The sequence below is a fragment of the Limibacillus sp. MBR-115 genome (assembly GCF_040549425.1).
GTDB classification, from domain to species: Bacteria; Pseudomonadota; Alphaproteobacteria; order Kiloniellales; family CECT-8803; genus Limibacillus; species Limibacillus halophilus.
In genome coordinates this window covers 173,934-186,489 of record NZ_JBEPTJ010000006.1, presented here as the reverse complement: position 1 = coordinate 186,489, position 12,556 = coordinate 173,934, and the positions used below count along the sequence as shown (strand labels likewise).

Here is a 12,556-nt window from a genome sequence, read left to right as displayed (position 1 = left end):
TGAATTAACCCGACTTTCCCAATTCGTACGTTTGTACGAGAGCCATGAGCGCTCCGCTGTTGCCTGCCGCCCGATTACCTCTATACGCCATCACCCGACCGCGAGGCGCTCAACTGCGCAAGATTCTCTTCCGTTGGTTCTTCCGCCCACCGCCTCTCGGCTTCATCGCGTTCGCGCTGCAAACGTTCGCTCTGAACATGAGCAAATACGTCCTGCCAACCGCTTCCAGCCTGATCCAAGGCGGCCTCCGGCCGGGCAAAACTGCCATGCACATAAACGTCTCGGCTCAATAATCGTTCCAAAAGACCGGAATAACCCGCTTCGCAGAGGTGGCATTGAAGCGCCTCTCTGTCAAGTCCCGGGTGGCTTGCTTGGCTGTCCAAAAGGGCTGCGCGCAGACGGATCAGATCAGGACTGCCCAGCGGCGCCTCGGCCAACTGTTCGGCGCGGTCTTCGATCAAGGACGGGTGGTTGATCAAGGTGGCGAGCAGCAGCTCCTCGCTGCGCCGCCGGAGTAACTCGGGTGGCTGGCGCAACAAGGTCGCTGCCTGCGCGCCCGATCCAAGCATCGACGCCGCTTGCCGCCCTCTCCTGCGCTTGTCGCCCGGGCCAAGCCCGTGGCCGTAGCTCCGGCCGAAACCGCCCTGGCGACGATCCCGCGCCGTCGATTGCGTTTGCGGATTGAACAAGTGTTCCAACCGTTTGCGAAACTCCTGCGCATAGGCTTCACGCACATCGTTATCCGAAATACTGGACGAAAGATGCCGCAAGGCTTCGCGAAGAGCGGCGCGTTCTTCAGGTGTGGTCAGGGCTCGTCCGTCCAATGCCTGGCGCCACAAGAGTTCGTCCAGGGGGATGGCCTTATCCAGAATGCTTGCCAAGGCAGCGGGACCTTGGGTCCGCACCAAACTGTCCGGGTCTTCGCCGGAGGGAAGAAATGCAAAACGCAAAGAACGCCCGGGCCGCAGCAACGGTAGGGCGCGTTCGGCGGCCCGACTGGCTGCCCGCAGTCCAGCGGCATCCCCATCCAAACAAAGTAACGGTGTGTCGGCCAGACGCCAGAGTGCGCGTATTTGATCTTCCGTCACGGCCGTTCCCAGCGGCGCCACAGCGGCCGGAAATCCGTTCTCGGCCAGGGCGATGACATCCATGTAACCCTCGACCACGACCAGACGCGCCGCTTCTACACCGCTGCGCGCGCTCAAGGCCTGCCGGGCGCCCGCGAGGTTATAAAGAATCCGGCCCTTATGAAACAGGTCACCGTCGGGAGAGTTGAGATACTTTGCAGGCGAATCCCCCAGTGCACGTCCACCAAAGGCTATGATGCGACCACGGCGGTCGGAGATGGGAATCATCACACGGTCAAAGAAATAGTCGCGCAGACTGTCATCATCGGCACGCTTTAGCAGTCCGGCTGCAACCAACTTGTCGTCATGAATGCCTTTGGCGTTTAGCGCCTTACGCAGCGATCCGCGCTGGTTCGGCGCATAGCCAATGCGGAAGCGCCTCAATACCGGACCGACGAGTCCTCTGCCGTCCAGGTAATCGCGCGCCGATTTTCCGGCGGCGCTTCCCAACTGCTCCTCAAACCACAGACAGGCCGTTTCCACAACGTCATGCAGGCTTGCGACCCGTTCGGCGCGTTGCCGTTCTTCCGGCGATTCTCGAGGCACTTCAAGACCTGCCTCCGCCGCTAGCCTTTCAATGGCTTCGGGGAACGAAAGCCCCTCGGTATCCTGCGCAAACTTGATGACGTCACCATGCGCACCGCAGCCAAAGCAGTGGTAGAACCCCTTGTCGTCACTAACCGTGAAGGATGGTGATTTTTCATTGTGGAATGGGCAAAGACCGCTGTGCTCCCGGCCGCGCTTGACCAGGCGCACGCGGCGGCCGACGACGTCGGACAGCGGCAGGCGCTGGCGCAACTCATCGAGGAAGGCAACAGGAAAAGCCATCAGTTCATTCCGAGTCCAAGAGAGCCCCCCACGGAGGGGAGGTGCGTCCAGGGCTGATGCCCTAAAGGACTGTCCAAGGGGAACGCATTGTAACAAAAAGCACGGCAGAACCCACCCGCCGCGGACGGCGTCTTCGGTTTCGTTATCAGAAAGTTCGGGATGATTCTGTGGTTAACCTGTGGATGGAACGCGTCCGGCGCGATTATCCTGTGCGCAGGCTTCAATTGCCAAGGCCTCAGGCAAGCCGTTCCTTTACCAATCGGCTGGCCAGCGAAAAATCCATGCGCCCGGGATAGCGTTCCTTCAGCAACGCCATGACGCGCCCCATGTCCTTGATGCTTGCCGCTTCCAGTTCGGCGATCGTTTCGTCGATCACGGTTTGCGATTCGGCCTCGGAAAGTCCTTGGGGCAGGAAACGACGAATGACCTCTATCTCGGCGCGTTCCTTTTCCACCAGATCCGGACGGCCGCCCTTGTCGAATGCTGTGATGGACTCTTCACGCTGCTTGATCATCTTCTGCAGCATTTCCAAAATCTCGGCCTCTTCGATGCCTTCCATCTGCCCCTTGCTTCGCGCGGCGATGTCCCGGTCCTTGAGCGCCGCGAGGATAAGACGCAGCGTCGAGGTGGCCGTTTGCTCTTTTTGTTTAAGCGCCTGCTTAAGCGCCTCGCTCAAATCGCTTCGCAACATGGGCGAACTCCTGAGTTCTTTTTGCTCAAAAACAACCGGTCTTCGAAGGCGGCGGAGACTAACGCAAAGGTCGAAAGAAGGCAAATTCTTGAATGAATTTTTAACTTATTGATTTTGCTGTATTTTTTTCCCGGAACTTACCTTGACCTAGCGGCTCCCATCTTCTATCAAAGCGGCTTAGCAGCAAGTTTTGATTGCGTGACTGGCCAGGATGCGCAGTCGCGAGCCGGGCGTCGCGGGAAAATCGCAAGATGGACCCTTGGGACATCCGGCGCTTTTGTGCGCGTAATGGCTGGAAACCAATCCCAGGTGAGACGAGGAAGCAATGCCCGTGACCATAGAAACCCCACCCAAATCGTCCACCTCGGGAAAGGTGCCAGAAGGCTGTACAGCAGTTCTGGTTCTGGCCGACGGCAACGTATTCTGGGGGCAAGGAATAGGCGCCCAGGGTGAAACTGTAGGCGAGGTCTGCTTCAACACCTCGATGACAGGTTACCAGGAAATCCTGACTGATCCTTCCTACGCCGGGCAGATCATCACCTTCACCTTTCCGCACATCGGCAACGTCGGGGCCAATCTGGAAGATCTCGAAACAACGACACCCTCTGCACGCGGTTTAATTCTGCGCGCCGATATCACCGACCCGTCCAACTGGCGCTCCGTTCAGCATCTCGACACCTGGCTCAAGAGCAACGGCCTAACCGGCATCGCCGGTCTGGATACGCGCGCCATGACCCGCCACATCCGCGATTCCGGCGCGCCGCACGGCTGTATCGCCCATAGTCTGGAAGGCCGGTTCGATATTGAAGCCCTCCGCGCCAAGGCCAAGGCCTTTGCCGGGTTGGAAGGTATGGATTTGGCCAAGGACGTGACCTGCCGCCAGACCTACCATTGGGACGAGACGCCCTGGACGCTGGAATCAGGCTATGGCAAAGCGGAAGCGCCGCGACACAAGGTCGTGGCCGTCGACTACGGCGCCAAGCGCAACATTTTGCGCAATCTGGCGGGTTTGGATTGCGCGGTGACCGTGGTGCCCGCCGAGGCAACCCTGGAGGATATCCTGGTACATCAACCCGATGGGATTTTCCTGTCGAACGGCCCCGGCGACCCGGCGGCAACCGGTGCTTATGCCGTCCCCGTCGTCCGAGGTTTGGTGGAGAAAGGGCTGCCGATCTTCGGTATCTGCCTGGGCCACCAGATTTTGGCTTTGGCCTTGGGCGCAAAGACGGAGAAAATGCATCTGGGGCATCGCGGCGCCAATCATCCGGTCAAAGACCTGGAGACGGGCCGCGTCGAGATCACCAGCCAGAACCACGGGTTCGTCGTTCTTGACGAGAGCTTGCCCGAAGGCGTGGAGCCAAGCCACGTCAGCTTGTTCGACGGGTCAAACGAGGGACTGCGCGTTATCGGCAAGCCGATCTTCTCGGTGCAGTATCACCCGGAAGCCAGCCCCGGACCGCATGACAGCCACTATCTCTTCAAGCGCTTTATCGCCAACATCGAGAAAGCGAAGGCCTAGCTCCCGCCTAACCCTGAGGCGCCCCTAGATAAGCCGCGATGATTTCCGCCATGCGCGATGCGGAAAGTATCGGCGGGAGAAGGGTCAGAAACTCACCCCTCGATCCCATTAGGTAGAGATAGGCGTCGTGTGCAAAAACGGGTTGTCCAGTCAGGATACTGGGCGGCAACTTCTTTGTGTTCACGTGGTAGGCTTTCCAGACAGACGCCAAGGATTCCGCCGTGCCGGTCAAGGCCGTCAAACGCGGGTCCAGCTCCGCAGCAAAGGCCGCAAGGACTTCCGGCGTATCATGGTCGGGATCGACGGTGATCATCACAGGTTGAAGGGCCGCCCCGCGCGCGCCCAGGTGATCCAACGCCTCCAGCATGACCTGCAGCCCGACCGGACAGAAATCCTCGCAGTTGCTGTACCCAAAGAAGACCAGGAAAGGCCGCCCAAGGAAATCCGCTTCCGTCACCGTCCTGCCGTTCTGATCGATGAGCGAAAAGGGTCCGCCGACGGTAAAAGGCAGATCATCCCCGCCGATTGCCACGGGTTGGGTGTCTCCCGGTGTTACGGAAGGCGTCAACGGATTGTGCTTGTGCTTTTCATGCGCCAACAGCGGTTCGCTGGACAAACCCAGTCCCAGAGCCACTAGCCAGCCCAGGAAAGCCGCCCGCATCATTCTTTCAGGAAAGCCTCGTCGGCTTCCTTGCCAACACCCAGGAAGCCGTCCTTACCAAGGGCCTCCAGTATGCGTTTATCGTTATCGAACCACCGGTTGCTCTCCGGCCCATCGGCCTTATACCCGTTGGCCTCGGCCCACCCCGCCTTGCTCCACTGTCCGATGCTGCGCTTGGTAGAACGCCATTCGCCGCCCTTGGGGCGCACGAACTGAACCACCATGAACGTCGTCCCTGAGTGGCCGGTCATCAGGCCGTCGACCGTAACCTCCTGGCCACAGAATTCGGCGAGTTCATGAGTGGTGCCGGTAAAGTTGAGGCTATTCTTGCCGGTCAGCACCAACGCGCCATCCACCTTGAGAATTCCGATTTGACGGTGCCCCCCGCCACAATCCGATGAGGGCTCACCCGTCAAGGTCGCCAGCACGTCCACGACCGTGCCGTCGAAGCGCACGACCTCTTCGTTCGTCAGCCCCCACTCGTTGGCTGCCATCGATGGGCCGGAAAATCCGTAGACCGCCGTTATCGTCAAAGCTGCTATCAACGTTTTCATGGTCACTACTCCGCCGGCAGGGCAAAGGGAGGCACAACGCCGAAATCCTCATGGGTCATGTTCACGATGCCCGCGTCGCTGGATAGATTGCGGATGATGAGATAATTGATTCCGTCCCGTCGGTAGACCTCGCCATCGACGGTGACCTTATGGCTCATCTTAGGAAAGAGCGACGGCGGCGGCGCTGCGGAGGAATCCCCTTCCACCTGCAAGATCATATAAACCGTGCCGTCTTCCGATAGCAGCCCAACAGGGATGCCGCCGGCGGCGCACCAGAGAGCGCACTTGTGATGCGCGGTGCCGACAACAGCTTCCGGTCCGCCCATCACGCCCGACAAGTAACAGAAGGAATCGATCAATTCACCGGTGAGTGTGACCGCCTCAGGCTTGGCGGCTTTAGCTTGCCCGGCAGACATTGTGATGATTGTCCCAAAGCTGGCGCTCATGAACAGTCCCAGCGCCATGGCGGATTGGAGGATTTGACGGGAAACAGACATTTTCCGGACCTTTCCTGTTCCGGGCGTGTCGGCGCGACCTTGACCGCGGCCTTTTTTGAGTCGCCTTTGCACGTCCCTCACCGTCCATCATTGCTTAATCGAGAATAGAATCCGAAACACCTTGCTTGACAGTTTCGTGAGGCAATCGGGACGGCAAAGGACAGAATCGCCCCCGGCAGGCCAGAATATCCTTTTCATGGCGGCGATGGCGTGGCAGAAGTCCGGCTTTAGCAATAGGCCCTTTGGTTTTTCCCTGCGCGTTCGGCCGCGAATGGCCAGAATGCGCCTATTTAGAGCGCGTGCATGCCCAAACGGACAGACATCAAATCGATCATGATCATCGGCGCCGGCCCCATCGTTATCGGGCAGGCTTGTGAGTTCGATTACTCAGGCGTCCAGGCCTGCAAAGCGCTGCGCGAAGAGGGCTACCGGGTCATTCTCGTGAACTCCAATCCGGCGACAATCATGACCGATCCCGGGCTGGCCGATGCGACTTACATCGAACCAATCACACCTGAGGTCGTTACCAAGATCTTGGAAAAGGAGCGCCCGGATGCGCTTTTGCCGACCATGGGCGGACAGACCGCGCTCAACACCGGTTTGACGCTCGCCAACGAGGGCGTGCTTGAGCGCTTGGGTGTGGAGCTCATCGGCGCCAGGGCCGACGTCATCGAGAAAGCCGAGGACCGCCAATTGTTCCGCGAGGCCATGGACAAGATCGGCCTGAAGTCGCCGACCTCGCGATTGGTCAAAACCTACAACGAAGCGATTGCGGCGCTGGAAATCGTCGGTTTGCCCGCCATTATCCGGCCATCCTTTACATTGGGCGGCACCGGCGGCGGCATCGCCTACAACGCCGAGGAGTTCCAGGAGATCGTGACCGGCGGCCTCCGCGCCTCGCCGGTTCATCAGGTGTTGATCGAACAGTCTGTTCTGGGCTGGAAGGAATATGAAATGGAAGTCGTGCGCGACGGCGCCGACAACTGCATCATCATCTGCTCCATCGAGAACGTAGACCCGATGGGCATCCACACCGGAGACAGCGTCACAGTGGCACCGGCCCTGACCCTGACCGACAAGGAATATCAGATCATGCGCGACGCCTCGATCGCCTGTTTGCGCGAGATCGGCGTCGATACCGGCGGGTCGAACGTGCAGTTCGCGGTCAACCCCGACAGCGGCGAACTGGTGGTGATCGAGATGAACCCGCGGGTGTCGCGCTCCTCTGCCTTGGCCTCGAAGGCAACCGGTTTTCCCATTGCCAAGGTTGCCGCCAAGCTGGCTGTCGGCTACCGCCTTGACGAACTTGATAACGACATCACCAAGGTGACGCCTGCGTCGTTCGAACCGACCATCGACTATGTCGTCACCAAAATGCCGCGCTTTACTTTCGAGAAATTTAAGGGCGCCCAGCCCTATCTGACCACGGCCATGAAGTCGGTTGGCGAGGCGATGTCGATCGGCCGTAGTTTCCAGGAATCCCTGCAAAAGGCTTTGCGGTCGATGGAAACCGGCCTCAACGGATTGAACGAAGTCGAGATTCCGGGGGCGCTGGACGCCAAAGGCGTCGTCGACAAGGATGCGATCCGGACCGAGTTGGCAAAACCCAAGCCGGATCGGATCTTGACCATTGCCCAGGCGTTGCGTCACGGCATGACGGTGGCGGAAATCCAGAACGCCACGAAGTACGACCCCTGGTTCCTGGAGCAGATTGCCGGGCTCGTCAGCGCCGAGGAACGGCTTCGCAAACAGGGCCTTCCGGAGGGTCGGTTGGCTTGGCTCAAGGTCAAGAAGATGGGCTTCTCCGACGCGCGCCTTGGCGAGTTGACCGGCCACGATGAAGACGCGGTATCGAAGATTCGCCGCGCGGCGGGCGCTCTACCTGTCTATAAGCGGATTGATACCTGCGCGGGCGAATTCCCCTCACCCACGCCCTACATGTATGCCTGCTACGAAGGCGACGCCAGCGGCCAAAGCGAGTGCGAAGCCGACCCCAGCGATCGGCAGAAGGTTATGATCCTGGGTGGCGGGCCCAATCGGATCGGGCAGGGCATCGAATTCGACTACTGCTGTGTTCACGCCGCCTACGCACTTAAGGAGGCCGGGATTGAGACCATCATGGTCAACTGCAATCCCGAAACCGTGTCGACCGACTACGATACTTCCGACCGGCTGTACTTCGAGCCGCTGACCGCTGAAGACGTGATCGAGATCGCCCGCAAAGAGCAGAGCAAGGGCCAGTTGCTGGGCGTTATCGTTCAATTCGGCGGCCAAACGCCACTGAAGCTTGCAGAAGCACTGCAGCGTGCCGATGTGCCGATCCTAGGGACGCCTCCGGACGCCATTGATCTGGCTGAAGACCGGGAGCGCTTTCAGGCTCTGCTGAACAAGCTCAACCTCAAGCAACCCGCCAACGGCATTGCCCGCTCGAAAGACGAGGCAAAGCGCGCCGCCGAAAGTATCGGCTATCCGGTTTTGCTGCGTCCCTCCTACGTCCTGGGGGGTCGCGCTATGGAGATCGTGTACAGCGAAGCCGAGTTGGAACGCTACATCGACACCGCCGTGAAGGTATCCGGACGCAACCCGGTGCTTGTCGACAACTACCTGCGTGACGCTACCGAAGTCGACGTAGACGTCCTTTGCGATGGCGCTCAGGTTCACGTCGCCGGAATTATGGAACATATTGAAGAAGCCGGAATTCACTCTGGCGATTCCGCCTGCAGCCTGCCTCCGCACAGCCTGTCTGCCGCAATCATCGAAGAGATCGAGCGCCAATCGAAGCAACTGGCTCTGGCACTGGGTGTCGTCGGGTTGATGAATGTGCAGTTCGCTATTGTCGGTGAGGATATCTACATCCTGGAGGTTAATCCGCGCGCCAGCCGCACGGTCCCCTTCGTCGCCAAGGCCACCGGTCTTCCTGTCGCGAAGATTGCCGCCCGCATCATGGCAGGGGCAAAGCTATCGTCCTTCCAGCTTGACCGCGCCCGCTCGCAGCATGTCGCCGTGAAGGAAGCCGTATTCCCCTTCGCCCGCTTCCCGGGTGTCGATGTGATCCTGGGTCCTGAGATGAAGTCGACCGGTGAAGTCATGGGCATCGACAAGGATTTCGCCCATGCCTTCGCCAAGTCGCAATTGGGTGCGGGCGTAAAGCTGCCGACCGAAGGATCGGTCTTCCTGTCGGTCAAGGATGCCGACAAGGCAAAAATGGCGGTCGTTGCGCGAGAGTTGGTTGATATGGGCTTCGAGGTAGTCTGCACGGTGGGAACCGCCGATTATATGCGGGCCCAGGGGCTTGAGGTTTCCCTCATCAACAAGGTCCGCGAAGGCCGGCCCCATGTGGTTGATTCCATGAAGAACGGCAGCATCGCGCTGGTCTTCAATACAACCGAAGGCGCCAAGGCCATCCAGGATTCCTTTGAGATCCGCCAAACGGCCTTAAACGCCGGTATACCGTACTACACGACCGTCGCCGGAAGCCTCGCAGCGACCAAGGCAATCCGCGCTTTGAAAACCGGACAGCTTGAAGTTGCGCCGCTGCAGGCTTATTTTAGCGGATCGTTCTAAGTTTCGCTCCGCTGAGCTGTCGTTCGGCGGGGTGTTTTTCTTTTACTCTCGTTCGGGTAATCGGGGGGGTCCCGATGACCCGCGAAGGCAGACTCTGGGGATAGCAATTAATGACCGCCAAACTGCCCATGACCGCCAGTGGCTATGAACAGCTCCAGGAAGAGCTGAGGCACCTGCGTTCGGTCGAGCGTCCCGCTGTAATCAAGGCAATCGCCGCCGCGCGCGAGCATGGCGATCTTTCCGAGAACGCCGAGTATCATGCGGCGCGGGAACGCCAAAGCTTCATCGAGGGCCGCGTTGCCGAGTTGGAAGACAAGGTTTCGCGCGCCGAGGTTATCGACGTCTCGAAGCTGTCCGGGGACACCGTTAAATTCGGCGCGACCGTCACTCTGGTCGACGAAGACACAGACGAGGAGATGACCTATCAGCTCGTGGGCGAGGACGAAGCGGACGTAAAGCAAGGGCGCATCGGCATCACATCGCCGATCGCGCGCGCGATCATCGGCAAGTCCGTCGGGGATTCGGTCGAGGTCGATACCCCGCGCGGCGCCAAACAGTATGAAATTCTGGGCGTCACCTGGGTCTGAACAAGCCCTTTAGCCCGCAACAATGGAAAAGGGCCGCATGAGCGGCCCTTTTTGATTTCGGCGTGCAGATACTTAAAATCCCTCGATCAATCCTCGTCCGGCGTTGAGGGCACTGGCACACCCGGCTTGTCCTTGGAAGTCTTGATGACTTGGATGGTCCGCACCGTGGCCACATTTGGCGCGGACGTCAGTTTTTCAGTTAGTTCGTTCTCGTGCGCCGTATTACGAGCCACGAGCTTCAAAACGAAATCATCCGCTCCGCGCGCCATATGACACTCACGCACCTCGGGCCAATTGGCAATTTGTGCCTGGAAGGCGGACAGCACCGCCTCGCTCTGTCCATTGAGGCCGACAAGGGCAAAAAACACCACCTCGTAGCCAAGAGCCTCCGAATCCAGATCCGCGTGATAGCCCTTGATAAACCCGCCTTCCTCAAGCGCACGCACCCGACGCAAGCAAGGCGGCGCGGAGATGCCCGCGCGCTTTGCAAGGTCGACATTGGTCATGCGTCCATCAGCTTGAAGGTCCTTCAGGATGCGCAGATCGATGCCGTCGAGCTTCACTCGCCGCATGTATTAAGACTCCAAGTAAATTCTTTCCTGCGCAATAATATTTCACGATCGCTGTGAACTTCAAGGGCCAACTTTGACCGGCCAGGAGATTTTTGGCATTGCGCCGCAATAATTACCGGGGTTTCTTTCGGGCATGATCAAGGAATTCACTGAGCGCACGCGCTGCTGGGTGCTGAGCGACGGTCGTCCCGGAATGGAAACTCAATGCCTTGGCTTGGCTGAGCGGCTCGGTATGGTACCGACGATCAAACGCATCGACCTCCGCGTGCCCTGGCGCTGGTTGCCGCCGATCCTACAGCCACTGCCTTTCGCGAGCCTCAGCCCAACGGGGGATAGTCTTGAGCCGCCCTGGCCCGAGGTACTGATCGCCACCGGCCGCAAAACTGCTGCCCTGGCGGCGGCCATTCGCAAAACGTCGGGCGGCGGCTGCTACACCGTGCAGATTCAAAACCCAACACTGCCAACGGATCGTTTCGATGCTGTAATCCTGCCGGATCACGACGGCCAGGGAGCAAGAGACGGAGTTATCACGACCACGGGGGCCCTCGGTCGCGTGACGCCGACAGCGTTGACACAGGCCGCAGCGCAGGCAGCGCCCTACCTGCAAAACCTCCCACACCCCCGCGTTGCCGTCCTGATCGGCGGTCCCAACGGCGTCTACACTATGCCCACTGCCGTTATCGAGGAGCACCTCACCGCCGCAATCGACGCAAGCAAAGCGCTGCACGGCAGCCTCATGATTTCCGCGTCCAATCGTACGCCGGATGTCATCAAGGCGCGGCTTCGCCATGCGGGCGAACAACTGGGTTGTCCGGTATGGGGCGATGCCGGTGACGGCGAGAATCCCTACCTGAGCTACCTGGCGCTGGCGGATTACCTGTTGGTCACAGCTGACAGCGTGAACATGCTCTGCGAGGCGGCGGCCACCGGAAAGCCCCTGATGGTGCTCGATTTACCTGGCGGATCGCGCAAGTTTACGCGGTTTCACAAGAACCTCCGGGACAGGGGAATTACGCGCGTCTTTTCTGGACGGCTCGAGAACTGGCACTATGAACCCTTGCAAGAAGCGCAGCGTGTTGCCGGGATTCTGGCAACCCGGATCGCGGATCATTTAGGCCGTCGCGCCGGCTCCTGAAGGTTGCCCAGTGAAGGGTGGCGGTTGCGGGATCATGGGCAAGTGGATAATGATCCTCCAGAAGCAGGCGGCGCCCGATTTGGATCTATGCGGCAAGGGGGAATGGGCGTAATGACAAACAAGGCGGCGAAATGCCTCTCTCGCGACAACAAGAAACTCCAATGCTGAACCTCGACGCTCTGGAAGGTGCGCCGTTGGTCGCCCAGCCGTTCGACCACTGCATCGTGTCTGGCTTCCTCGCGCCCGCTGACGTCCAGGCGGTGCTTCAGGATTTTCCCGCGGTTGCCAAGGGCGGCAGCTTTCCGCTCTCCAGCCTGCCGTGCGGACCGGCGCTTACGCGCCTGGCGGAACAGCTGCAAGGGTCTCAGGTTGCCATCGCCCTCGGCCGTAAGTTCGGGCTCGATTTGTCCAAGCATCCGACCTTGATGACACTGCGCGCCCGGAGCCGAGCCAAAGACGGCCGCATCCATCGGGATTCCGACGATAAGCTGCTAACCGCCCTTCTCTACCTGAACGACGACTGGTCCGATGACAATGGCCGCTTGCGCCTTTTGAAGGGACCGGCGGACATCGAAGACTATGCCGTCGAAGTAGAGCCGCAAGCTGGCACCCTATTGGTCTTTCGCTGCACGGACAGGTCATGGCACGGGCATAAGCCTTACGAGGGCGTTCGACAGGTCCTGCAAATCAACTGGGTGACCGACGCAGCGGTCGTCAGACGCGAGCAGTGGCGCCATGGGTTTTCTGCGTGGATAAAGACTTTGTTCTCCAAGGTTCGGCCAACATGAAGCACCAACTGCGGGTACACCTGATGCCATACC

Annotated in this window: 11 protein-coding genes; 5 read left to right on the top strand and 6 right to left on the bottom strand. The window is 59.6% G+C overall.

Annotation, left to right across the window (positions count from 1 at the left end):
• Positions 1–80: 80 nt before the first annotated feature.
• Positions 81–1,955, bottom strand: coding sequence for a DNA primase (dnaG, locus tag ABIE63_RS13615; protein ID WP_354505034.1), 1,875 nt, complete (start codon positions 1,953–1,955; stop codon positions 81–83).
• A gap of 235 nt (positions 1,956–2,190) precedes the next feature.
• Positions 2,191–2,646: a GatB/YqeY domain-containing protein gene (locus tag ABIE63_RS13610; RefSeq protein ID WP_354505033.1), complete on the bottom strand. Its 456-nt coding sequence runs from the start codon at positions 2,644–2,646 to the stop codon at positions 2,191–2,193.
• A 337-nt stretch (positions 2,647–2,983) separates the two neighbouring features.
• Here ABIE63_RS13610 and carA point away from each other — a divergent pair, with 337 nt between their 5' ends.
• Positions 2,984–4,165: a glutamine-hydrolyzing carbamoyl-phosphate synthase small subunit gene (gene carA, locus ABIE63_RS13605; RefSeq protein WP_354505063.1), complete on the top strand. Its 1,182-nt coding sequence runs from the start codon at positions 2,984–2,986 to the stop codon at positions 4,163–4,165.
• A 7-nt stretch (positions 4,166–4,172) separates the two neighbouring features.
• On the opposite strand, the gene ABIE63_RS13600 is transcribed toward carA, so the two are convergent.
• Genes ABIE63_RS13600 through ABIE63_RS13590 form a run of 3 tightly spaced genes read right to left on the bottom strand, consistent with a single transcriptional unit; the run spans position 4,173 to position 5,877 of the window.
• Positions 4,173–4,829, bottom strand: a complete 657-nt coding sequence (locus ABIE63_RS13600) for an SCO family protein (RefSeq protein WP_354505032.1) — start codon at positions 4,827–4,829, stop codon at positions 4,173–4,175.
• Complete coding sequence (locus tag ABIE63_RS13595) at positions 4,826–5,380, bottom strand: hypothetical protein (protein ID WP_354505031.1); 555 nt, start codon at positions 5,378–5,380, stop codon at positions 4,826–4,828. Before ABIE63_RS13595 ends, ABIE63_RS13600 begins: the two co-directional genes overlap by 4 nt.
• A gap of 5 nt (positions 5,381–5,385) precedes the next feature.
• Positions 5,386–5,877 carry a hypothetical protein gene (locus ABIE63_RS13590; RefSeq protein WP_354505030.1) on the bottom strand — a complete coding sequence of 164 codons (492 nt, stop codon included), beginning with the start codon at positions 5,875–5,877 and terminating at the stop codon, positions 5,386–5,388.
• Positions 5,878–6,180: 303 nt separating this feature from the next.
• On the opposite strand from ABIE63_RS13590, the gene carB reads away from it, so the two are divergent.
• Together carB and greA are read left to right on the top strand one after the other, a co-directional pair.
• Positions 6,181–9,441, top strand: a complete 3,261-nt coding sequence (carB, locus tag ABIE63_RS13585; protein ID WP_354505029.1) for a carbamoyl-phosphate synthase large subunit — start codon at positions 6,181–6,183, stop codon at positions 9,439–9,441.
• A gap of 110 nt (positions 9,442–9,551) precedes the next feature.
• Positions 9,552–10,028, top strand: a complete 477-nt coding sequence (gene greA / locus ABIE63_RS13580) for a transcription elongation factor GreA (protein ID WP_221205934.1) — start codon at positions 9,552–9,554, stop codon at positions 10,026–10,028.
• An 86-nt stretch (positions 10,029–10,114) separates the two neighbouring features.
• Here the strand turns inward: greA and ABIE63_RS13575 are convergent, their stop codons facing one another.
• Positions 10,115–10,600: an Lrp/AsnC family transcriptional regulator gene (locus ABIE63_RS13575; RefSeq protein ID WP_183417664.1), complete on the bottom strand. Its 486-nt coding sequence runs from the start codon at positions 10,598–10,600 to the stop codon at positions 10,115–10,117.
• Positions 10,601–10,733: 133 nt separating this feature from the next.
• On the opposite strand from ABIE63_RS13575, the gene ABIE63_RS13570 reads away from it, so the two are divergent.
• Together ABIE63_RS13570 and ABIE63_RS13565 are read left to right on the top strand one after the other, a co-directional pair.
• The gene (locus ABIE63_RS13570; protein WP_354505028.1) at positions 10,734–11,735 is read left to right on the top strand and encodes a mitochondrial fission ELM1 family protein; all 1,002 of its coding nucleotides are present in this window, start codon (positions 10,734–10,736) and stop codon (positions 11,733–11,735) included.
• Positions 11,736–11,896: 161 nt separating this feature from the next.
• Positions 11,897–12,523, top strand: coding sequence for a 2OG-Fe(II) oxygenase (locus ABIE63_RS13565; protein ID WP_354505027.1), 627 nt, complete (start codon positions 11,897–11,899; stop codon positions 12,521–12,523).
• Positions 12,524–12,556 lie beyond the last annotated feature (33 nt).